This window comes from Saccharopolyspora sp. NPDC002578 (genome assembly GCF_053592695.1).
Genome location: NZ_JBSFWJ010000054.1, coordinates 21,433 through 43,443, shown reverse-complemented (window position 1 = coordinate 43,443; position 22,011 = coordinate 21,433). Strand labels below are relative to the sequence as shown.

The 22,011-nt window shown below is 71.4% G+C and carries 19 protein-coding genes; 15 read left to right on the top strand and 4 right to left on the bottom strand.

The features are described 5' to 3' along the window. The 7 genes from ACWD38_RS22585 to ACWD38_RS22555 form a co-directional block, all read left to right on the top strand. Positions 1-222: hypothetical protein (locus tag ACWD38_RS22585; protein WP_450124839.1), on the top strand; the 222-nt coding region annotated here is incomplete at its 5' end. Positions 223-345: 123 nt separating this feature from the next. After that, complete coding sequence (gene rpe / locus ACWD38_RS22580; protein ID WP_184485004.1) at positions 346-1,011, top strand: ribulose-phosphate 3-epimerase; 666 nt, start codon at positions 346-348, stop codon at positions 1,009-1,011. 38 nt (positions 1,012-1,049) lie between these two features. After that, the gene (gene ribD, locus ACWD38_RS22575; RefSeq protein ID WP_450124840.1) at positions 1,050-2,039 is read left to right on the top strand and encodes a bifunctional diaminohydroxyphosphoribosylaminopyrimidine deaminase/5-amino-6-(5-phosphoribosylamino)uracil reductase RibD; all 990 of its coding nucleotides are present in this window, start codon (positions 1,050-1,052) and stop codon (positions 2,037-2,039) included. Between the two features lie 11 nt (positions 2,040-2,050). Then, positions 2,051-2,662 carry a riboflavin synthase gene (locus ACWD38_RS22570; RefSeq protein ID WP_184478197.1) on the top strand — a complete coding sequence of 204 codons (612 nt, stop codon included), beginning with the start codon at positions 2,051-2,053 and terminating at the stop codon, positions 2,660-2,662. 143 nt (positions 2,663-2,805) lie between these two features. Continuing rightward, positions 2,806-4,095: a bifunctional 3,4-dihydroxy-2-butanone-4-phosphate synthase/GTP cyclohydrolase II gene (locus ACWD38_RS22565; protein WP_343071299.1), complete on the top strand. Its 1,290-nt coding sequence runs from the start codon at positions 2,806-2,808 to the stop codon at positions 4,093-4,095. Beyond that, entirely contained in the window at positions 4,092-4,568 is a 477-nt protein-coding gene (ribH, locus tag ACWD38_RS22560) for a 6,7-dimethyl-8-ribityllumazine synthase (protein WP_450124838.1), read from the top strand. The genes ACWD38_RS22565 and ribH overlap by 4 nt, the downstream gene beginning before the upstream one ends. Positions 4,569-4,657: 89 nt before the next feature. After that, positions 4,658-5,203 carry a PH domain-containing protein gene (locus ACWD38_RS22555; RefSeq protein ID WP_450124837.1) on the top strand — a complete coding sequence of 182 codons (546 nt, stop codon included), beginning with the start codon at positions 4,658-4,660 and terminating at the stop codon, positions 5,201-5,203. 311 nt (positions 5,204-5,514) lie between these two features. On the opposite strand, the gene ACWD38_RS22550 is transcribed toward ACWD38_RS22555, so the two are convergent. Both ACWD38_RS22550 and ACWD38_RS22545 read right to left on the bottom strand, forming a co-directional pair. Further along, positions 5,515-5,775, bottom strand: coding sequence for a GlsB/YeaQ/YmgE family stress response membrane protein (locus ACWD38_RS22550; RefSeq protein ID WP_184478201.1), 261 nt, complete (start codon positions 5,773-5,775; stop codon positions 5,515-5,517). A 156-nt stretch (positions 5,776-5,931) separates the two neighbouring features. Then, complete coding sequence (locus tag ACWD38_RS22545; RefSeq protein ID WP_343071300.1) at positions 5,932-7,128, bottom strand: MFS transporter; 1,197 nt, start codon at positions 7,126-7,128, stop codon at positions 5,932-5,934. A gap of 278 nt (positions 7,129-7,406) precedes the next feature. Between ACWD38_RS22545 and ACWD38_RS22540 the strand changes: the two genes are divergently transcribed. The 3 genes from ACWD38_RS22540 (at position 7,407) to ACWD38_RS22530 (ending at position 13,650) form a co-directional block, all read left to right on the top strand. Next, a complete protein-coding gene (locus ACWD38_RS22540; RefSeq protein ID WP_343071301.1) occupies positions 7,407-8,429 on the top strand; it encodes a beta/alpha barrel domain-containing protein in 1,023 nt (340 codons plus the stop codon). A gap of 91 nt (positions 8,430-8,520) precedes the next feature. Continuing rightward, positions 8,521-12,420, top strand: coding sequence for an AAA family ATPase (locus tag ACWD38_RS22535; RefSeq protein WP_450124836.1), 3,900 nt, complete (start codon positions 8,521-8,523; stop codon positions 12,418-12,420). A gap of 150 nt (positions 12,421-12,570) precedes the next feature. After that, the gene (locus ACWD38_RS22530; protein ID WP_184478204.1) at positions 12,571-13,650 is read left to right on the top strand and encodes a glycoside hydrolase family 172 protein; all 1,080 of its coding nucleotides are present in this window, start codon (positions 12,571-12,573) and stop codon (positions 13,648-13,650) included. Positions 13,651-13,843: 193 nt separating this feature from the next. Here the strand turns inward: ACWD38_RS22530 and ACWD38_RS22525 are convergent, their stop codons facing one another. Beyond that, positions 13,844-14,254 carry a DUF7144 family membrane protein gene (locus ACWD38_RS22525; protein WP_450124835.1) on the bottom strand — a complete coding sequence of 137 codons (411 nt, stop codon included), beginning with the start codon at positions 14,252-14,254 and terminating at the stop codon, positions 13,844-13,846. 252 nt (positions 14,255-14,506) lie between these two features. Between ACWD38_RS22525 and uvrC the strand changes: the two genes are divergently transcribed. From uvrC to whiA, 4 genes are read left to right on the top strand one after another with little or no spacing between them, the layout of a single operon-like run. Next, positions 14,507-16,549, top strand: a complete 2,043-nt coding sequence (gene uvrC / locus ACWD38_RS22520; RefSeq protein ID WP_184478206.1) for an excinuclease ABC subunit UvrC — start codon at positions 14,507-14,509, stop codon at positions 16,547-16,549. Then, positions 16,546-17,424, top strand: coding sequence for an RNase adapter RapZ (gene rapZ / locus ACWD38_RS22515; protein WP_184478207.1), 879 nt, complete (start codon positions 16,546-16,548; stop codon positions 17,422-17,424). Before uvrC ends, rapZ begins: the two co-directional genes overlap by 4 nt. A gap of 41 nt (positions 17,425-17,465) precedes the next feature. Then, positions 17,466-18,428 (top strand): gluconeogenesis factor YvcK family protein, encoded by a 963-nt coding sequence (locus ACWD38_RS22510; RefSeq protein ID WP_184485010.1) that lies wholly within the window; start codon positions 17,466-17,468, stop codon positions 18,426-18,428. Then, positions 18,419-19,405, top strand: a complete 987-nt coding sequence (gene whiA / locus ACWD38_RS22505) for a DNA-binding protein WhiA (RefSeq protein ID WP_184478208.1) — start codon at positions 18,419-18,421, stop codon at positions 19,403-19,405. The genes ACWD38_RS22510 and whiA overlap by 10 nt, the downstream gene beginning before the upstream one ends. Before the next feature lie 95 nt (positions 19,406-19,500). Here whiA and ACWD38_RS22500 read toward each other — a convergent pair whose 3' ends face one another. Continuing rightward, a complete protein-coding gene (locus ACWD38_RS22500; protein ID WP_450124834.1) occupies positions 19,501-20,475 on the bottom strand; it encodes a glycoside hydrolase family 16 protein in 975 nt (324 codons plus the stop codon). Between the two features lie 357 nt (positions 20,476-20,832). Between ACWD38_RS22500 and gap the strand changes: the two genes are divergently transcribed. Continuing rightward, positions 20,833-21,843 carry a type I glyceraldehyde-3-phosphate dehydrogenase gene (gap, locus tag ACWD38_RS22495; RefSeq protein ID WP_184478210.1) on the top strand — a complete coding sequence of 337 codons (1,011 nt, stop codon included), beginning with the start codon at positions 20,833-20,835 and terminating at the stop codon, positions 21,841-21,843. Positions 21,844-22,011 lie beyond the last annotated feature (168 nt).

The window sequence follows — 22,011 nt, the reverse complement described above, 5'->3', positions numbered from 1 at the left end:
GGTGTCGCGGTCAGCGCCAGCAGCGCGCCGCAGAGCAGGAGCGCCGGTGCTCGGCGCGGGGAAGCGAATGTCGGCACCACCGACGCCGAGTGGCTCCGCCACGAGGGAAAAAGCTGTCCTCGCGAGGAAACCGCTGAGAACCCGCCGGTGGTCGGCTTGCTCTGGTGGTCACTGCTCAGCGGCTTCGCCGCTGACAGGACGACGATCAAAAGATCATTCTGAACGGGCCCCTGAGGGGGCGGGCCGTGCCGCGCTAGGAACGTCGGAGGTCGCGGCGGCTCCGGCGGGTGGTGGGCCGCGGGCGCGGGCGTGAGATTTACACTCCCGCATGTGTCGAACCAGCCGATGATCGCGCCCTCCATCCTGTCCGCGGACTTCGCCCGCCTCGCCACCGAGCTCGACGCCGTCAAGGGCGCCGACTGGGTGCACGTGGACGTGATGGACGCGCACTTCGTGCCGAACCTGACCTTGGGGCTCCCGGTGGTGGAGTCGCTGCTCAAGGCCACGGACATCCCGCTGGACTGCCACCTCATGATCGAGGACCCGGACCGCTGGGCGATCGGCTACGCCGAGGCCGGTGCGCACAACGTCACCGTGCACGCCGAAGCCGCGCACGACCCGATCAAGGTGGCCAAGGACCTGCGCGCCGCCGGCGCCAAGGCGGGCCTGTCGATCAAGCCGGGCACGCCGTTCGACCAGTACGTCGAGGTGCTCAAGCACTACGACACGCTGCTGGTGATGTCGGTGGAGCCCGGTTTCGGCGGCCAGAAGTTCATCACCGAGGTGCTGGAGAAGGCCCGCGCCGCGCGGAACCTGGTGGACACCGGGCACCTGAACCTCATCGTGGAGATCGACGGCGGCATCAACACCGCCACCATCGAGCAGGCCGCCGAAGCCGGCGTCGACTGCTTCGTGGCGGGCTCCGCGGTCTACGGGGCCGAGGACCCGGCGCGCGCCATCGAGGCGCTGCGCTCCCAGGCCGCCCCGAACTTCGCCCACGCCCGGCAGTGACCGGACCGGGCTCCGCGCCGGATCCGGCGCGCACCGCGATGCTCACCGCGCTCGCCGCGAGCGAGCGGGTGCGCGGCACGACGAGCCCGAACCCGCCGGTGGGGTGCGTGGTGCTCGACGCGGCGGGCGACGTCGCCGGAACGGGCGCCACCCAGCCGCCGGGCGGCCCGCACGCCGAGGTGATGGCGCTGGCCGCGGCGGGGGAGCGGGCTCGCGGCGGCACCGCCGTGGTGACCCTCGAACCCTGCACGCACACCGGCCGCACCCCGCCGTGCACTTCGGCGCTGCTCGCCGCCGGGGTGGCCCGCGTGGTGCACGCGGTGTCCGACCCCAACCCGAAGGCCGCGGGCGGCGCGGAAGTCCTGCGCGCGGCCGGGATCCAGGTCGAGTCGGGGCTGCTCGGCGAGCAGGTCGCGCGCGGCCCGCTGCGGGCGTGGCTGCACTTCGCCCGGACCGGTCGTCCGCACGTGACCTGGAAGTACGCCGCCAGCCTGGACGGCCGCTCGGCCGCCGCCGACGGCAGCAGCAAGTGGATCAGCTCCGCCACCTCCCGCGCCGAGGTGCACGAACTGCGCGGCCGGGTCGACGCGATCGTCGCCGGGACCGGCACCGTGCTCGCCGACGACCCGCAGCTCACCGCGCGGGAGGCCGACGGCGGCCCGCGCCAGCCGCTGCGCGTCGTCGTCGGCGACCGCCCCGTCCCGGACGGCGCGCGGGTGCTCGACGACTCGGCGGCCACGATCACGCTGCCCGGCGGGGACCCGGTCGCGGTGCTCGACGAGCTCGCGCGGCGCGGCGTGGTGGACGTGCTGCTGGAAGGCGGCCCGACGCTGGCGGGGGCGTTCGTCGCCGCCGAGCGCGTCGACCGGGTGCTGGCCTACCTCGCGCCCGCGCTGCTGGGCTCGGGACCGGCCGCGCTCGGCGACGCCGGGGTGGCGAGCGTCTCGCAGGCATGGTGGTGGGACATCGAAGAGACCACGATGAGCGGACCGGACGTGCGCGTCAGCGCCGTGCCGGCTCGCCGCTGAGGAGGAGACCCATGTTCACCGGGATCGTCGAGGAGCTCGGCACGGTCGTGTCCGTCGAGGACACCGGCGACGGTGTGCGGCTGACCGTGGACGGCCCGCTGGTGACCTCCGACGCGAAGCACGGGGATTCGATCGCGGTGAACGGCGTGTGCCTGACCGTGGTGGAGTCCGGCGGCGGCCGGTTCACCGTGGACGTCGTCCAGGAAACGGTGCGCCGCAGCGCGATCAGGAACGTCGCCGCCGGGGACCGGGTGAACCTGGAGCGCGCGATGGCGCTCGGCGACCGGCTCGGCGGGCACATCGTGCAGGGCCACGTCGACGGCACCGCGGTGCTGCGCGGCTCGGACGACGACCTCACCCGCTTCGAGCTGCCCGCGGAGCTGTCGCACTACCTGGTGGAGAAGGGTTCGATCACGGTCGACGGGATCTCGCTGACCGTGGTCGAGGCGGGACGCACCGAGTTCAGCGTCGCCCTGATTCCCACGACTCGGGAACTCACCACCTTGGGGGTGCGCCGACCGGGTGAAGAGGTCAACATCGAGGTGGACGTGCTGGCCAAGCACCTGGAACGGCTCGCCGCCGCGCAGCTCGATCAGTTCCGCGCCGGAGCATCCGGGTCCTGACCCACGGCGATCCCGCCCGAGCGGACCACCAGCATCCGGGAGGCGGGAGGACAATGACGGTGCCGGGCACGTTCCCGGCAGGCCGAACCGAGGGCCGGCGTTCCAGTCGCGCCGCCGCCCCAGAGCGAGAGAGACCGGACACGGTGAGCAACAGGTTCGACGACATCGAGCGCGCCCTGGCCGACATTGCGGCGGGCCGCCCGGTGATCGTGGTCGATGACGAGGATCGCGAGAACGAAGGCGATCTGATCTTCGCCGCCGAGAAGGCGACGCCGGAACTCGTGGCGTTCATGGTGCGCTACACCTCCGGGTACCTCTGCGTCGGCATGACCGGCGAGGACTGCGACCGGCTCGACCTACCGCCGATGTACCACTCGAACCAGGACCGCAAGGGCACCGCCTACACGGTCGCGGTGGACGCGGCGGAAGGCGTCAGCACCGGCATCTCCGCCAGCGACCGCGCGCGCACCCTGCAGGTGCTGGCCGCGGGCGAGTCGCGGTCCGAGGACCTGCACCGGCCCGGCCACGTGGTGCCGCTGCGCGCCCGCGAAGGCGGGGTGCTGCGCAGGCCCGGCCACACCGAGGCGAGCGTCGACCTGTCCCGGCTCGCCGGACTGCGGCCGGTGGGCGCGCTGTGCGAGATCGTCAGCCAGAAGTCCGAGGGCGACATGGCCCGCCGCGACGAGCTGGAGGTCTTCGCCGACGAGCACGACCTGCGGCTGATCACGATCGCCGACCTCATCGCCTACCGCAGGCGGTTCGAGAAGCAGGTGGAGCGCGTCGCCGAGGCCCGCATCCCCACCGCGCACGGCACCTTCCGCACCTTCGGCTACGACAGCACGCTCGACGGCATCGAGCACTTGGCGCTGGTCTACGGCGAGATCGGCGACGGCGAGGACGTGCTGGTGCGGGTGCACTCGGAATGCCTCACCGGTGACGTGCTCGGCTCGCTGCGCTGCGACTGCGGGCCGCAGCTGGCGGCGGCGATGGAGAAGGTCGCCGAAGAGGGCCGCGGCATCGTGCTCTACATGCGCGGGCACGAGGGCCGGGGCATCGGCCTGATCCACAAGCTGCAGGCCTACCAGCTGCAGGACGACGGCGCCGACACCGTGGACGCCAACGTCGCGCTGGGCATGCCGGTGGACAGCCGCGACTACGGCCAGGGCGCGCAGATCCTCTGCGACCTCGGCGTGAAGTCGATGCGGTTGCTCACGAACAACCCGGAGAAGCGGATCGGGCTGGAGGGCTACGGGCTCAAGGTCGTGGGCCGGGAGTCGCTGCCGATCCGCCCGAACCCGGAGAACCTGCGCTACCTGCGCACCAAGCGGGATCGAATGGGGCACGAGTTGAACCACCTCGACGACGGCGAGGACTCGTCCATCACGGGCGAGGGCGACGAGACGGGCTTCGGCAGGCCCGGAGTCACCGCATGAGCGGCGAGGGCAGGCCCCGCGTCGAGGTGCCGCGCGCGGACGGGCTGAAGCTGGCCATCGCGGGCATCCGCTGGCACGAGTCGCTCACCGACCGGATGCTCGAGCGGGCCCTGGCCGCCGCCGAGGAGGCCGGGATCACCGATCCGACCGTAGTGCGGGTGCCGGGATCCATCGAACTGCCCGTGGTGTGCCAGGAGCTGGCGCGCGGGCACGACGCGGTGGTGGCGCTGGGCGTGGTGATCCGCGGCGGGACCCCGCACTTCGAGTACGTGTGCGACTCCGTCACCAGCGGGTTGACCCGGGTGGCCCTGGACGAGTCGACGGCCGTGGGCAACGGCCTGCTCACCTGCGACACCGATCAGCAGGCCAGGGACCGCGCCGGATTCCCCGAGTCGGTCGAGGACAAGGGCTTCGAGGCGACCGCGGCGGCCCTGGAGACGGCCCTGGTGCTGCGCGACCTGCGCTCGCGCTGACGCCGCCTCCGGCCGGTCGGGCGCCCTCGCCGCGCCCCAGTGGTGAGGGCTGCCGACGGCTCCTCGACGAGGACGGGCAAACTGGACACATGCAGTCAGGCGAGGCGCGCGAGGAACCGGCCGGTGCGCAACCGGCGGACGCGGCGGACACAGCGGCAGGAAGCGTGGCGACGGTGGACGAACGGCGCGGGGGAGCCCACACCTTGACGGTGCGGCCGGTCAAGATCCGCCGGGTGGCGATCCCGGTGGCGATCGTGCTGGTGGTGGTGTTCGCCGTGGTCGCGGTGCTGCTGCGCAACACCCCGACGGGCGTGTACTTCCGGATCTCCGACCAGGTGGCGATGGCGGGGCTCGGCGTGCTGCTGGCCTGCGGCGCCCTGCTGCTGACCCGGCCGCGGCTGCGCGCCGACCTGAACGGGATCGAAGTGCGCAACATCATCAACACCCAGCACTACTCGTGGGACGAGGTGCAGTCGATCAGCTTCCCCGACGGCGCGGCCTGGGCGCGGCTGGAGCTGCCCCAGGACGAGTACGCCTCGGTCATGGCCGTCCAGTCCACCGACGGCGCCCACGCCGTCCAGGCCATGCGAGACCTGAGGGACCTGCGCCGAGCGGTCGACGCCCACCGGGAATAGAGCTTGCATGTGAACTCGGCCTGCGTAGGGGGTCGGGTGGCGGAACCTCATCGGTTTCCTCGCTGCGGGATCTTTTTTCCAAGTGGCTCCGCCACGAGGAAAAAAGCTGTCCTCGCGAGGAAACCGATGAGAACCCGCGGGTGGTCTTCTTGCTCGGGCTGGTCGCTGCTCAGCGGCTTCGCCGCTGACAGGACACGGGACACGGACCAGAACCTTTGCTCGCCTTGAACGACTAGGGCAGGTTCGGGTCCGAGTACGAAACGGTGCCCGGAAGCCGAGGCTTCCGGGCACCGTCGTATCGGGGCCTGGGGTCAGGACCTCGACTTGTTGAAGACCAGGCGGTAGGCGATCAGCAGGATGAGCGAGCCGATCACGGCCCACACGAAGCTCATCAGGCTGAAGTCGTTCACGCCCGCGCCGCCGAACTTGCTGCTCAACCAGCCGCCGAGCAGGCCGCCGACGATGCCGATGAGGATCGTGACGATGATTCCGCCCGGGTCCTTGCCGGGCAGGATGAACTTCGCGATCGCGCCCGCGATCAGGCCGAAGATGATCCAGCTGAGGATGCCCACAGCGTCTCCTTCCGATTAGCGCGCCGAACTCCGGCGCGCTCAGCACAACGCACGCCCATCGGACTACCCGCGGCGGCGTCGATCAACCATGATCCCGCCGGTCGCGTTCATCCGATCAAGCGTCCAGGAGGGTACGCCGTTACCCCGAGTGCGCGATCACGCCCGTCCGGACGCGGATTCTGCGGCGGGCCGCGGGCGCACCGCGTTCGCCGCGACCGCGACCAGCAGCGCCAGCGCGGCCGGCACCGCCAGCCCCACCGACAGGCCGAAGCCCTGCGCGAGCAGGCCGATGAACACCGGGCCCGCGAGCAGCCCGCCGTAGGACAACGTGCTGACCTGTGCCAAGTCCCGTCCGCTGCGGGCCGGGTCGCGGTGTCCGGCGGCGCTGAAGATCTGCGGCACGATGCACGAGAGCCCGACGCCGAACAGCGCGAACCCGGCCAGCGCCGCCACCGGGTGGTGCAGCAGCAGCGCCACGCCGAGCCCGGTGCCCGCGATCACGCCGCAGCACCGGACCAGCAGCACCGGCCCGAACCGCCGCACCAGGCCGTCGCCGAGGAACCGGAACAGGCCCATCGTGGCGGAGAACACGGCGTAGCCCAGCGCCGCGAACGCGAGGCTCGAACCGAGCTCGTCGTGCAGGTACACCGAGGACCAGTCGGCCATCGATCCCTCGCCGACGGAGCAGAAGAACCCGAGCACGCCGAGGAACACGATCGCCATCGGGATGCCGCGGGCGCGCGCGCCGGACTCGGCGGGCGGAGTCGGCTCGGGCGGCAGCAGCGCGGGCCGCGCGACCAGGGACAGCGCCACCAGGCCCGCCCCGGTCAGCGCGAAGTGCGCGGCGGGGCTGAGGCCGAGCTGGGCCGCCAGCGCGCCCGACCCGGCGCCGAGCAGGCCGCCGAGGCTGAACGTGGCGTGGAAGGTGCTCATGATCGGCCGCCGGTAGCGCTGCTCGACGCGCACCGCGTGCGAGTTCATCGCCACGTCGATCGTGCCGTGCGCGGCGCCGAACACCATCAGGCCCGCGACCAGCGTCGGGAGACTTCCCGCGAGTCCCGGCGTCACCCCGGACAGGGCGACCAGTATCCCGGCGGGCGGCATCACGCGGGCACTGCCGAAGCGGTCGGTGAGGTGCCCGCAGACCTGCATGGCCAGCACCGAACCGGCGGCGACCGCGAACAGCGCCAGCGTCACCCCGGCGTCATCGAGGCCCAGGTCGCGCTTGATGGTGGGGATGCGCGCCGTCCAGGACGCCAGTGCGAAGCCGCTCACCACGAAGTACGCGGTCACCGCCCAGCGCGCGCGCCGCATGGTCGCGTCCGGCTCGACCGGCGTCGTCGTCTCGGGCACCCGTTGTCCTCTCCTGTCCGCCTGGTGGCGCTCGCCGGGGATTCCCGCCCCGCCGCCCATCCCACACGGCGCCACGACCGTGCCGGGAACGCGGGGGGAGGTCGAGTCGTCCGCTTGTTCGAGTCCAACTGATCACCGCGGCACCGCGCCTGTGAAGGGGACGAACGGGTGAGGGACAATGGGGTCGGCATCGAGCGCCGGAGATCCCGGCACGCGCACCGAGACCGGCGGGCACCGGAAGGCGGCGGTGCGGCCGGGCGGCGATGGAGGAGGAGACCGTGAGCGTGGCCCAGGAGCGAAATCTTCGGCTGGTGCGGGACGAACCCCGCGCGCCCGCCGTCCGGCTCGGTGACGTCCACCTGCGCAACCGGCTGGTCACCTCGTCCAGCCTGCTGGGCTACGGCGTCGCCAACGCGAGCCTGGTGCCCTACGGCATGAGCCCGATCTCGAAGTTCGTGCCGCTGGAGCGGTTCGGCGCGATCACCACCCGCACCGTCACCGTCGAGCCGCGCGAAGGCCACTTCACCACCCAGGACGTGTGGCCGCTGCACGAGCTCCCCGCGCTGCTCAAGCGCTACGGCCAGGCGCTGCGGCAGGTCGACGGCGGCTGGTTGAACGCGTTCGGCTGGTGCAACGTCGGCATCGACGCCTACCTGCGCGACTACTACCCGCGCACCCGCGGCCAGAACACGATCATCTCGGTGGGCGGGTTCTCCCCCGAGGAGTTCGTCACGCTCGTCGAGAAGGTCAACAAGGCGGTGCCCGCCGGGGACATCGCCGCCGTCGAGTTCAACGTGTCCTGCCACAACGTGAACTTCGACTTCAACGCCATCATCGAGCAGGTGCTGGCGCAGGCGGTGCCGCGCAGCAACCACCCGGTGATCCTCAAGCTCTCCTCGGACTACGACTACATCGGCCACGCCAAGCTGGCCGCCAAGCACGGGGTGTCCGCGCTGACCGCGATCAACACGGTCAAGGGCCTGCGGCTGGACCCGAACACCGGGCAGCCGCTGCTGAAGAACGGTTTCGGCGGGCTCTCCGGGCGGGCGATCAAGCCGATCGGGCTGCGCGTGGTGAAGGAGCTGCGCGACTCCGGTTCGAAGCTGCCGATCATCGCCACCGGCGGCATCCGCAGCTTCGACGACTGCCGCGAGTACTTCTGGGCGGGCGCCGACGCGGTGAGCATGGGCAGCGCCAGCTGGTTCGCCAGTTACCCCGGCTACGCGCTGTCCCCGGTGCACGCCGCGCGCATCCGCAGCGTCCTGCGCCGCATCGAGCACTACCGCCCGCCGAACGGCTGATCGGGTGGTGAATCCCCGATTTCCGGGGATGCCGGGAGCGCGGTGCCGCTACCTTCCGTGATTCGACGTGATCGGATCGCGGGGGTGGCGGATGGCGGGTCTGGACGACGACGTGGGGCTCGTCGGGCGGGAGTCCACGGCTGAGCTGATCGATCACCTGGTGCGCCACGTGCGGGACCGGCCGATGCCGATCGTGGTGCTGCACGGCGCGGGCGGCGTCGGCAAGACCGCCGTGATCGAGCACGTGGAGCGGCGCTACGACAAGGCCGTGCCGATGGCGCGCGTCGACTTCGACGAACCCCGCTCGAAGAGCACCTGGGACGTCCTGGAAGCGGTGTACCGGCAGCTCGGCGCCGAGTCGCACCGCGAGTTCGGCAGGCTGGTGCTGCCGCGCTACGAGCTCGCCCGCACCGTCCACGCCACGCTGCGCTTACCGGAGCACGGCCCGGTCCCCGAGGACGACGCCGAGCGCGGCGATCCGGCCGAGGTCGCGACGTCCGCGCAGCGCCGCCGGCAGGTCCGGGAACAGCTCGCGCGGCGGCTCGCCAGCGTGGAGCTGATGACCGACGTGGTCGGGGAGGCGGGCGACTCGGCCCCGGCACCCGTCGCGGGGCTGCTGCTGCGGATGGCGCGGCCGATCCTGCACCGGCTCACCGCGATCGGCGTGGGGGCGCCGCGCTGGGCCCGGTGGATGCTCGCCGGGCCGCGCAGCGCCGCCGCGCTGAGCTGGTTCGAGACCACGGCTGCGGAGCCGCGGCACTTCGGGGGGATCAGCGATCGGGTCCGCATCGACGACGTGGTGCTGCACATCCAGGGCCGGTTCGAGTCCTCCGACGCCCGCGCGTCGGACGCCGCCGAGAAGTGGCACCGGCTCGCGCTGGCGGCGCTGCTGGCCGATCTGCGCGCCGCCTACCTGCGCAGGCGCACGCGCACGGTGAACTGCGTGCTGCTGCTCGACGACGCGGACCTGCTCTCCCCGGACAAGGCGGAGCGGGTGGCGCTGAGCACGCCGCCCACCGAACCGGGCGGCGACCCGGACTTCCTCGACCTGCTCGCGGAGGAGATGCGGGCCGATCCGCGGGTTCCGCTGCTGGTGGTGGCCACCAAGCAGTCCGGTGCGGGCGCGGGCGCGGCGGCGGAACCGGGACCGCCCGGCACCGATCCGGGACGGCAGTGGCGGAAGCGCTACGACGAGTGGGCGGCGCAGCTCCGCGGCGGCGGGCCGCGGACACCGGAACTCGCCACCCGGCTCACCAACTTCGGCCTGGAGGACACCCGCCGGTTCTTCATCGAACGCAGCCGCAGCGAAGAGGCCACCGTGCTCAGCGAGCGCTACGTGCGCGAACTGCACTGCGCCACGCACGGCCACCCGCTGGCGCTGACGCTGGTCAGCGACCGGATCGACTGGAGCTTCCGCCGCGACCGCCGGGTGCCGTCGGCACGTTCCACGATGGGCATGCGCGTGCCACCGGGGCTGCGCGGCGCCGACCTGGAGGACACCGTCCGCGGCTACCTGCTGATGCGGATGCTGCACCGCTTCCGGACGAACGCGCCGTCCGAGGACGAGGCCGAGGACGCGCACGGCGGGGTGCGGGACCGCACCGTCACCCTGTTCGCGAAGCTGGCCGCGCCGCTGCTGCTCGACGAGCCGGTGGTGCGGTTGCTCGCCGGTGACCGGGGCACGGCGGGCGTCCGGCAGATCGTCGAGGCGCTGGACATCTTGAGCTTCGTGCGCCCCGGCCCCGCCGAATCGGGCGGGAATCGGACCTGGGCGTTGGATCCGCTGCTGCGCGACCTGCTGGTGCGGGAGCTGCTCGACCGGTCCGACCACTCCTACGAGCAGGTGCACCGCGACCTGGCCGAGCACTACGAGTCGATCGGGCGCCACGATTCCGCCGCGTACCTGCGCGCCCAGTACCACCGGCTCGCGCTCGGCGAGGTGAGCCGCGTCGCCAGGGTCCTGTCCACCCGCGCGGACAGCGGGGACGTGAGCTGGCAGCGGGACCTGGCCCGAGTGCTGGCGTGGGCGCCGGTCGCGGTGTTCCGCCGGCCGTACCAGGTGCGCGAGCTGGTGCAGCGCGCCTGGTCACCGGTGGTGCGCGGCGAGAGCACCGAGGCCATCGCGGACCTGCTGCGAGCCGTGCAGGCGCTGTGCTCCTGCACGGTCGTGGGCCCGTGGGACGACAAGGCGTTCGCGGAGGTCGCCCGCGCGCAGCGGGAAGCCCCCGGCACGGCGGGCGTGGACCTGGGGAAGTGGAACTCCGCGTTCGCGCGGCTGCGCCCGCTGAACTCGCAGGACGAGCGCGGCCTGCCGGACAGCTCACTGGCCAAGCGCAAATTCGGTTACCCGGCCGTGTGGCCGCGCCGGGGAGCGATTCCGCGCGGCGCCGCCGCCGTCCTGGTCACTGCACTGGTCGCCTACGGCGCCGTGTACGCCGTGCACGTCGTGCAGGACTGCGATGCCGACGGCAACCCGCTGGACGTCGCGGAGGTGAGCACCACCGCGCTCCGGGATCCGCTGCGGTTGAACAAGGTGGGAGCCCAGTGCATCGGCGTGACTGACCGCGCGAACTCGTTCACCACCGAAGCGGGGGATTCGTCCGCCGTCACCGCGGAGATCGCAGCGCTCAGCGCGGCCGTGGTGCGGGAGAACGGTCGAGTCGCGGGTGAACGCGCCCCGTACCGCAGGCCGCTGGTCAAGGTCGCGGTGGCGACGATGCTCAGCAGCGACCAGGAAGGCGAGCGGCGCGAACTGGCCGTCGGCGTCAACGAGCTGCGCGGGGCGCTGCTGGCGCAGCGGGCGTGGAACTCCGGCTTCCTGACCGGCGGTCTCACACCTGAGGTGAAGGTGCAGCTGCTGCTCGCCAACTTCGGTGGCAGTTCGGACCACGCCGTCGAGGTGGCCGGGAACCTGCGCGAGCTCGCGCGTCGTGATCCGTCGTTGGTTGCGGTTACCGGGCTCGGGCAGAGCCGTCCCTCCACGGTCCGCGCCGTGGAGCTGCTGGGCGTGCGGGACGGTGACGGCGGCTCGTTGCCGATGATCGCGTCGGCGGCCTCGGCCCACGCGTTCAGCGGCAAGCCCGGTTTCTTCCGCGTCGCGGCCACCAACGAACGCCAAGCTCGGGCCGCCGTCGAGTTCGCCGCCGGAAGGTTCCCGCAGCACCCGTCATACCTGCTGACCGATCCTTCGGACGAGTACAGCCTCGACCTCTACTCGCAGCAGTCGAACGCGCTGCTGGAGAAGGGGAAACTGCCGAAGTACGTGAGTTACCAGCCGGGCTCCCGGTCGCTGATTGACGCGATCAAGGGGATCTGCGGTGCTCCGGGCGACCCGCTGATCTTCTACAGCGGCCGGGCGAACGACTTCCCGTTGGTGGTGCGTGAGCTGAAGAAGGAGGCGTGCGCCGAGCGGGCCACCGTAATAGCGGGGGACGACCTCACCCAGTTCGCCAACGGGGAGTGGGAGAGCTCTGTCTCGGTACCCGGTGGTTATCCGCAGGATCGGTTGTTCTACACGGGTCTGGGCCCGAGCGTGCCGGAACCGCTCGGGCCGGATCGCGCGGAGGAGCTGTGCAGGCGACCCGAGCCGATCGGCGGTTTCGAGCGGTGCCGGTTCTTCGCGAGCTACGCGAAGCTGCAGGACGAGCCGGGGAAGATGATCGGCCGGACCGGGCCGACCGGTCACGTGCTCGTGGCCTACGACGCGGTGCGCCTGGCGATGGAATCGGCGCGACGGGTCGCGGCGGGCACCGGCGGCGAGGTGGCGGGGCGGCCGATGTCCGTGGATCGGGCCGCGTTGCTCGGGGAGCTGGCCGGTACTCGCGGCGACGACGAGTTCGCGGGCGCCTCGGGGGTGATCGACTTCAGCGCGTCACCGCCGTCCGAGCTGACCGGGGACCCGGTGGAGAAGTTGATCGTGGTGCAGCGGATCGAGATCACGGCGGACGGCGCGGCCCGTTCGGACGTGGTCACCCACGTCGGGCGTCCGTGAGAGCGCGGTCCCGGCTCGAAAACGGTGATCTTGGGAAATGCCGATCGGATGAATGATCTCGACACGAACGGGTTGAAGATCGTTGACTTTCCGGAGGGGGACCTCACCGGGCGGGCCGGTGAGCGAGCAGCGGTGATCGGGGAGGGGCGCATGTCCGGGTACGGGACGTTCGGGAGCAGCTTGCGGGATCTGCCGAGGCTCCGGCAGTCCAAGCGGGGGCGGGTGTCCAGCTGGGACCGGACCGGGGGCAACACCGACAACATCCGGCTGCAACCGGGGGAGAGCCGCGAACTCGCGCGCCTCACCGGGCCGGGCGCGGTGACCCACATCTGGTGCACCGTGGCGGTGGAGGACGGGCCGCACCGGGCCGAGGTGGAGGGCGACTACCTGCGCAGGCTCGTCCTCAAGATCACCTGGGACGACGCGGCGCACCCGAGCGTGCTGGTACCGCTGGGGGACTTCTTCGGCATCGGCCACGGGCGGACCGAGAACTTCGTGTCCGCGCCGCTGCAGATGAGCCCGCAGGACGGCAAGGGCTTCAACTGCTGGTTCGCGATGCCCTTCGCCGAGGGCGCCCGGTTCGAGCTGATCAGCGAGATGAGCCTCAAACCGGTGATCTTCTACTACTACATCGACTACGAGCAGTACCGGCAGGTCGACCCGGAGCTGGGCTACTTCCACGCGCAATGGCGCCGCGAGGACCCCACCGACGGCGTGGAGCAGGGCGACCAGACCAACGACGAGTTCCTGTTCGGCGGCATCAACCTCGACGGGACCGGCAACTACACGATCCTGGAGGCGGAGGGCCGCGGGCACTACGTCGGGTCGGTGCTCAACGTGCACAACCTGCGCTCCACGACCGACTGGAACTGGTACGGCGAGGGCGACGACATGATCTTCATCGACGGTGAGCCGTGGCCGCCGAGGCTGCACGGCACCGGCACGGAGGACTACTTCAACACCGCTTGGTGTCCCAGCCAGCCGTACCACGCGCCGTACCACGGGCTCACGTTGCCGGGCGGGCGGAACTGGAGCGGGCAGGTGTCCTACTACCGGTTCCACGTGGAGGACCCGATCACCTTCGACTCCTCGATCCGGGTGAGCATCGAGCACGGGCACGCGAACAAGCGCAGCGACGACATCTCCTCGGTCGCCTACTGGTACCAGGCCCTCCCGTCGAAGCCCTTCGGCCTCCTCCCCGTCCAGGACCGCCTCCCGCACCCCCTCTGAGCCACCAGCGGACCACTCCCGCAATTTCGCGAGAAACGTGCCTACCCCAACCGCTCTCGAAGATCACCGAGCGAGCCCATGAACTGGGTTTTCGATGACGATCGGACGGGTTCTCGGTGCGAGCACCCCCGCAATTCCTCGCGAAATTGCGGGGGTTGGGCAACGTTCGGCCGGGTTGTCGGGGGTGCGGTCGTCAGTCCTCGGGCGGGCGGCCGTGCACGGCGAGGGCCCAGATGACGGCGACGTCCACGGCGATGATCAGCAGGGACCACAGGGGCTGGTACGGGATGAACAGGAACGCCGCGAGCGCGCTGACGCCCACGACGACCATGGCGGGCACCCGGGTGCCGGGCAGGCCGGCCAGCAGCGCCGTGCCCGCCACCGCCGCCACCACGCCCAGCGCCAGGTGCAGCCAGCCCCACGCGGTCACGTCGTAGCTGAAGACGTAGCTGTTGAGCACCACCGCGAACGACTCCTGGAACAACGTCGCCGTCGCCACCCCCGCGTGGAACACGCCGATGATCACCATGACGATCCCGGCGAACTGCGCCAGCCCGTCCTCGCGGCGCACGGCGTGCGCGCTCGCGCGCCCGGCCTGAGCCATCCGGACCATCTCCTCCGATCCCGCGCCCCGACGTGCCGCCGGGTGACCGTCCGTGCACCCTCCGCCGCAGTTCGCCGCGGGTGCGCGAACACCGCCGAGCTCGGCCCCCGCGGCATCGTGCCGCCCTGCGCACGAGCCCGAAGCCGGACACTCAGGACAACGCACGCGGCTCCGATGACCAAGGGGCGAAGGTCCCCGCGCAGGCCGCGATGCCGTGACGGGGAGTGTCGGTCGCGCACGTAGGGTGGAGCCGTGGCCGACCCGTCGACGTACCGCCCTGCACCCGGAACCGTTCCGGACGCGCCCGGCGTGTACCGCTTCCACGACGCCGAGGGGCGGATCATCTACGTCGGCAAGGCGAAGAGCCTGCGCAGCCGGCTCGCGAACTACTTCGCCGACCTCTCGGGGCTGCACCCCCGGACCCGCCAGATGGTCACCACCGCCACCGGGGTGCGCTGGACCGTGGTCGGCACCGAGGTCGAGGCGCTGCAGCTGGAGTACTCCTGGATCAAGGAGTACGACCCCCGGTTCAACGTGCGCTACCGGGACGACAAGTCCTACCCGGTGCTCGCCGTGACGCTGCACGAGGAGTACCCGCGGCTGCACGTCTACCGCGGTCCGCGGCGCAAGGGCGTGCGCTACTTCGGCCCGTACGCGCACGCGTGGGCGATCCGCGAAACGCTCGACATGCTGCTGCGCGTGTTCCCCGCCCGCACCTGCTCCAGCGGCGTGTTCAAGCGCCACGGCCAGATCGGGCGGCCCTGCCTGCTCGGCTACATCGGCAAGTGCGCCGCGCCGTGCGTGGGCCGCGTCGACGCCGACGAGCACCGGGCGATCGTGGACGACTTCTGCGACTTCCTCAGCGGTCGCACCGACACGTTGACGCGCAAGCTGGACCGCGAGATGAAGCAGGCCTCCGCGGAACTCGAATTCGAGCGCGCCGCCCGGCTGCGCGACGACCTCGAAGCGCTGCGCCGCGCGATGGAGAAGCAGGCCGTGGTGCTCGGCGACGGCACCGACGCCGACGTGATCGCCTTCGCCCAGGACGAGCTCGCCGCCGCCGTGCAGGTCTTCCACATCCGCGGCGGCCGGGTGCGCGGGCAGCGCGGCTGGGTCATCGACCTGGACGCGGAGACCGGCCTCGGCGAGCTCACCGGCCGGTTCCTCAGCCAGTTCTACGGGGAGCAGGCCGCGCTGGCCGATCAGGCCGACGCGGGCGGAACCCCGGTGCCGCGCGAAGTGCTCGTCCCCGAACTGCCGGAGGACTCCCCGGCGCTGGCGCAGTGGCTCGGCGAGCTGCGCGGCAGCCGGGTCGACCTGCGGGTGCCGCAGCGCGGCGACAAGCGGGCCTTGATGGAAACGGTGGAGCGCAACGCGAAGGAGGCGTTCACCCAGTACAAGCTGCGCCGCGCGGGCGACCTCACGGCGCGCTCCGCGGCGCTGCAGGAGCTGCAGGAGGCGCTGGACCTGGACACGGCGCCGCTGCGGATCGAATGCGTGGACGTGAGCCACGTGCAGGGCAGCGACGTGGTGGCCTCGCTGGTCGTGTTCGAGGACGGGGTGGCGCGCAAGTCCGAGTACCGGCGGTTCTCGGTGCGCGAGGGCGCCGAAGGCGGCGACGTCGGCTCCATCGACGAGGTGGTGCGCCGCCGGTTCGCCCGCTACCTCAAGGAAACCGGCCCGGACGCGTCGGAGTCCGAAGTGGACGCGCCCAACGTGGCGGCCGCGCACGGCACCGGCGCGGACCAGGCCGAGACCGACGGCGGGACCGCGCCCGGCATCGACCCGGAGACGGGCAGGCCGCGCAAGTTCGCCTACCCGCCGAACCTCCTGGTCATCGACGGCGGTGCCCCGCAGGCGAACGCGGCGGCCGACGCCCTCACCGAACTCGGCATCACCGACGTCGCCGTGATCGGCCTGGCCAAGCGCCTCGAAGAGGTGTGGCTGCCCGCCGAACCCGACCCGGTCATCCTGCCGCGCACCAGCGAGGCGCTGTACCTGCTGCAGCGGGTGCGCGACGAGGCGCACCGGTTCGCCATCAACTACCACCGGCAGAAGCGCTCCAAGCGGCTCAGCCGGTCCGTGCTCGATTCCGTACCCGGACTTGGGGAGGCCCGGAAAACCGCTCTGCTCAAGCACTTCGGTTCGGTGCGCAAGCTGAAGCAGGCGGGGATCGAGGACATCATGGCGGTGCCCGGCTTCGGCCGGCGCACCGCCGAGACCGTGTGCGCGGCCCTGGCCACTGAGGCCGGGGCAGGCGGGGGAGACACCAGCACTGAAGGGGAGAATCAGTGAGCGAGGAGAAATCGGGCATCGAGGTCGCCGTGGTCAGCGGCCTTTCCGGCGCCGGGCGCAGCACCGCCGCCAAGTGCCTGGAGGACCTGGGCTGGTTCGTCGTGGACAACCTGCCCCCCGAACTGATCGCGACGATGGTGGAGCTGGGGGCGCGCTCCAGCGGCGCGATCACCCGCGTCGCGGTCGTGATGGACGTGCGCAGCCGCGCGTTCACCGAAGACCTCGGATCGGTGATCAAGGACCTGGACGCCCGCGGCTACAAGCCGAAGGTGCTGTTCCTGGAGGCCACCGACGAGGTGCTGATCCGCCGCTTCGAGCAGGTGCGCCGCGGCCACCCGCTGCAGGGCGAGGGGCGGTTGGCCGACGGCATCGCCAACGAGCGCGCGCTGCTGTCCCGGCTGCGCTCCGAGGCGGACCTCGTGGTGGACACGACGGGCCTGTCGGTGCACCAGCTGCGCACGAAGATCGAGGACGCGTTCGGCACCGAGGCCGAGACCCGCACCCGGGTCACCGTGCTGTCCTTCGGCTACAAGTACGGCCTGCCGATGGACGCCGACCTGGTGATGGACTGCCGCTTCCTGCCGAACCCGTTCTGGATCCCGGAGCTGCGCGAGTTCAACGGCCTCGACGAGGAGGTCCGCAACTACGTGCTCGGCCAGGAAGGCGCCGAGGAATTCCTGGAGAGCTACCAGGGATTGCTGCGGCTGGTCGGCGCCGGCTACCACCGGGAGGGCAAGCGGTACCTGACGCTGGCGCTGGGTTGCACCGGTGGCAAGCACCGCAGCGTCGCCCTCGTCGAGGAGATGGCCCGCAGGCTCGCCGACGACGAAGGGATGATGGTCAAGACCGTCCACCGGGACCTGGGGCGCGAGTGAGCACAGCCGCACCACCGAACGACCCGCCCGCCGAGCGCCCGCTGCGCGCGGTCGCGCTCGGCGGCGGCCACGGCCTGCAAGCCACGCTGGCCGCGCTGACCCGGTTGACGCCCGACGTCACCGCCGTGGTCACCGTCGCCGACGACGGCGGTTCCTCCGGGCGGCTGCGCCGAGAACTCGGCATGCTGCCACCCGGTGATCTGCGCAAGGCGCTGGCCGCGCTGGCCGCGCCGGACGACAACGGCAGGCGCTGGGCGCAGGTGTTCCAGCACCGCTTCGGCGGCAACGGGGCGCTCGCCGGGCACGCCGTCGGCAACCTGCTGCTCGCCGGACTGCTCGACGTGGTCGGCGATCCCGTCGACGTGCTCGACGAGGCCTGCCGGCTGGTCGGCGCCCGCGGCCGGGTGCTGCCGATGTCCGTCGAACCGCTCGACATGGAAGCCGAAGTCGTCGGCCTCGACGCGGATCCCGATGCGGTGCGCACCATTCGCGGCCAGGTCGCCATCGCGAGCACCCCGGGACGGGTCAAGCAGGTCCGCCTCGCCGCCGCCCACGGCGACCAGGGCACCCCGCGCGGCTGCCCCCAAGCGGTGCGCGCCGTGCTCGACGCCGACATGGTGCTGCTCGGGCCCGGTTCCTGGTTCACCAGCGTGCTGCCGCACCTGCTCGTCCCGGAACTGCACGAGGCGCTCGTGACGACCACCGCGCGCCGCGTCGTGGTGCTCAACCTGATCCCACAACCGGGCGAAACCGCGGGGTTCTCCCCGGAACAACATCTCGACGTACTCTCGCAGCACGCACCCCGGCTGACCGTGGACGCTGTTCTGGCGGACGCCGGATCGGTGCCGACACCTGATCGGCTTCGTGCTGCGGCGACCGGGCTGGGTGCGCAAACTCTGCTCGACACAGTCGCCTCGCCCGCCTCGCCGGGCAGGCACGACCCGGAGGCGCTCGCGGCGAGTCTGACGGCCGCGCTGGAGAGGAGGACTGACCGGTGGCGATGACCGCGGCGGTCAAAGACGAACTGAGCCGGTTGCCGGTGACCAAGACCTGCTGCCGCAGATCCGAGGTCTCCTCGCTGCTGCGGTTCGCGGGCGGGCTGCACATCGTCGCCGGCCGCGTCGTGGTGGAGGCCGAGCTCGACAGCGGCTCCTCGGCCCGCAGGCTCCGCAAGGAGGTCCACGAGCTGTTCGGGCACCACTCCGACGTGCACATGATCACCTCCGGTGGGTTGCGCAAGGGCACCCGGTACGTGGTGCGCGTGGTCAAGGACGGCGAGAGCCTCGCCCGCCAGACGGGCCTGCTCGACCCGCGGGGACGCCCGGTGCGCGGTCTGCCCGCGCACGTCGTCTCCGGCGGATCGTGCGACTCGGAATCCGCGTGGCGCGGGGCGTTCCTCGCCCACGGCTCGCTCACCGAACCGGGCCGCTCCTCGGCGCTGGAGGTGACCTGCCCCGGACCGGAGGCGGCGCTCGCCCTCGTCGGCGCGGCGCGCAGGCTCGGCGTGCAGGCGAAGTCCCGCGAGGTCCGCGGTGCCGACCGCGTCGTGGTCCGCGACGGCGACGCCATCGGCGCGCTGCTGACCAAGCTCGGCGCGCACTCCAGCGTGCTGTCCTGGGAGGAGCGGCGGATGCGCCGCGAGGTGCGGGCCACCGCGAACCGGCTCGCGAACTTCGACGACGCGAACCTGCGCCGCTCCGCCCGCGCGGCGGTCGCCGCGGCGGCCCGCGTGCAGCGCGCGCTGGACCTGCTCGGGCCCACCGCGCCCGATCACCTGCTGGTCGCCGGTCGGCTGCGGCTCGCGCACCGGCAGGCGTCGCTGGAGGAGCTGGGCCAGCTCGCCGATCCGCCGATGACGAAGGACGCGGTGGCGGGCCGCATAAGGCGTCTGCTGGCGATGGCGGACAAGCGGGCGCGGGAGCTCAACCTCCCCGACACCGAATCGGCCGTCACGTCGGAGCTGCTCGAAGCCGAGGTCTGAAGGAGTTCGAGCGCCGAACGAGCGGACCGTTCGCCCGAGGTGGGCGAACGGTCCGCTTTTTCCTTGCGAGCGCCCGATTCCGCCGGGCGATCAGATCACTTGTTGTAGACGGCGATGTAGTCCACGAGCATCGGGTGACCGCCCTCGGTGGCCTCGGTCGGCGTGGTGATCCCCGAGTTCTTGTCCGGGAACTGGCCGCCGATCGCGACGTTGAGCAGCACGAAGTAGCCCTCGTGCGACGTCATGTTCGTCCACGCGGTCGCGTTCACGTCGGTTTCCTTCACCGAGTGGTACTGCTGGCCGTCCACGTACCAGCGGAGCTCCTCGACGTCACCGGTGCGGTCCCATTCGAACCGGTAGGTGTGGAACGCCTCCTGGCAGGTGCTGTCCGGGCATTCCCGGCTGTTGACCAGACCGTCGGTCTCCAAGCAGGAACCGCCGGGGGAGACGTCGCAGTGCAGCACGCCGTACACGCGGTTCTCGGCGTTGACGTTCTCCATGATGTCGTACTCGCCGATGCCGGGCCAGCTCCAGAGATCGTCGCGGTACGGCGAGCCGAGCGCCCAGAACGCGGGCCAGTACCCGAGCGCCTTGTCCGCGGCCACGTCCGGCATCTGGATGCGGCCCTCGATGCGCATCACTCCGCCTTCTTCGGCCTTGAAGTCGCCGCGCTGGGTCTCGATGCGCGACGACGTCCAGTTGCCGGCGTCGTCCTTCTGCGGGGTGATCACCAGGTTGCCGTCGCCGTCCTGGCCCAGGTTGGCGGGGTCGGCGGTGTAGTTCTGGATCTCACCGGTGCCCCAGTTGCCGGGGCCGCCGGGGTAGCCGTGGCCGGTGTCGACCTTCCAGTCCTCGCCGGGAGGCGCACCGGCCTCGCCGGTGAAGTCGTCGCCGAAGCTGAGCGTCCAGCCCTCGTCCGGCGGCGGGACGTCCGCTCCGGCGGGGGCGTTGACCAGGCCGGTGAGGCCGATGCCCGCGGCGAGCGCGACGGCGGCCACGCGGCCTCGCCGCCTCGGCGCGAGTGCGGTCGCGCCCTCGTTGGTGTGCCGCGACTTTCCGGGCAGCGCCATTCGGAGTCCTTCCTCCAGTCGAATCCGGCCGGGTGCCGGACTGCGCCGGACCGCTGCGACGATCTCCGCGCCGGGAACGGTGCAGAGATGCCGATCACGGTCGACGTGCACATTCTTGAGAGCGCTCTCACGGCTGGTCAACCGACGGATGTCGCACGTCGTGGCACCCGAAAGGCAGAACGAGCGGTTCGAGCGGGTGATCTCGTCCGGATGCACGACGGCGTCGATCAAGATTCGCCTGAAAGCGGTGCGCCCGGCCGTCTGTGCAGCTGCCGCGGACCGATAGGGTGCGAATGAGTCCATCAACCGCTCACCCGTCGCGTCGAGGCGGCAGGGTCAGTAACCGAGGAGATAGGCGTGACCGTTCGCGTAGGCATCAACGGCTTCGGTCGCATCGGGCGGAACTTCTGGCGTGCGGCGACCGCCAGTGACCACGACATCGAGATCGTGGCCGCCAACGACCTGGGCGATGTCGCGACCATGGCCCACCTGCTCAAGTACGACAGCGTCCTCGGGCGCCTGGAGCAGGACGTGAAGGTCACCGGCGAGGGCATCGAGGTGGGCGGCAAGCCGATCAAGATCCTGGCCGAGCGTGACCCGGGCAAGCTGCCCTGGGGCGACCTGGGCGTCGACGTGGTCGTCGAGTCCACCGGGTTCTTCACCAACGCCGCCGACGCCCGCAAGCACGTCGACGAGGGTGGCGCCAAGAAGGTCGTCATCTCCGCGCCCGCCAAGGGCGAGGACCTGACCGTGGTGCTCGGCGTCAACGACGACAAGTACGACGGTTCGCAGACGATCATCTCGAACGCCTCGTGCACCACCAACTGCCTGGCCCCCATGGTCAAGGTGCTCGACGACACCTTCGGCATCGAGCACGGCCTGATGACCACGGTGCACGCCTACACCGCGGACCAGAACCTGCAGGACGGCCCGCACAAGGACCTGCGCCGCGCCCGCGGTGCCGCGATCAACGTGGTGCCCACCAGCACCGGTGCGGCCAAGGCCATCGGCCTGGTGCTGCCGGAGCTCAACGGCAAGCTCGACGGTTACGCCATGCGCGTGCCGGTGCCGACCGGCTCGGTCACCGACCTCACCGCGACCGTGGGCAAGGAGACCTCCGCCGAAGAGGTGAACGCCGCGTTCCGCGCCGCCGCCGGCGAGGGCAAGCTCAAGGGCGTGCTGCGCTACAGCGAGGACCCGATCGTCTCCAGCGACATCGTCACCGACCCGGCCTCGACCGTGTTCGACGCGCCGCTGACCAAGGTCATCGGCAACCAGGTCAAGATCGTCGGCTGGTACGACAACGAGTGGGGTTACTCCAACCGCCTCGTCGACCTTTCTGCCTTGATCGGGTCGAAGCTTTCCTGACGGGCTCGTTCTGCTCTGAGCTCGGGTAGCGGAACCTCAGGTGTCTTCTCGCTGCGGGATCTTTTTCCCAAGTGGCTCCGCCACGAGGGAAAAAGCCGTCCTCGTGAGAGGCCACCTGAGAACCCGCCGGTGGTCCGGCTGCGTGCGTGGTCGCTGCTCAGCGGCTTC

Coding starts and splice junctions, on each gene's coding strand:
- ribH (WP_450124838.1), top strand. CDS start 4,092: ATGAGCGGCGAGGGCAGGCCCCGCGTCGAGGTGCCGCGCGCGGACGGG.
- ACWD38_RS22530 (WP_184478204.1), top strand. CDS start 12,571: ATGTCCGGGTACGGGACGTTCGGGAGCAGCTTGCGGGATCTGCCGAGG.
- ribD (WP_450124840.1), top strand. CDS start 1,050: ATGCTCACCGCGCTCGCCGCGAGCGAGCGGGTGCGCGGCACGACGAGC.
- rpe (WP_184485004.1), top strand. CDS start 346: ATGATCGCGCCCTCCATCCTGTCCGCGGACTTCGCCCGCCTCGCCACC.
- ACWD38_RS22525 (WP_450124835.1), bottom strand. CDS start 14,254: ATGGCTCAGGCCGGGCGCGCGAGCGCGCACGCCGTGCGCCGCGAGGAC.
- ACWD38_RS22570 (WP_184478197.1), top strand. CDS start 2,051: ATGTTCACCGGGATCGTCGAGGAGCTCGGCACGGTCGTGTCCGTCGAG.
- ACWD38_RS22555 (WP_450124837.1), top strand. CDS start 4,658: ATGCAGTCAGGCGAGGCGCGCGAGGAACCGGCCGGTGCGCAACCGGCG.
- ACWD38_RS22535 (WP_450124836.1), top strand. CDS start 8,521: ATGGCGGGTCTGGACGACGACGTGGGGCTCGTCGGGCGGGAGTCCACG.
- ACWD38_RS22500 (WP_450124834.1), bottom strand. CDS start 20,475: ATGGCGCTGCCCGGAAAGTCGCGGCACACCAACGAGGGCGCGACCGCA.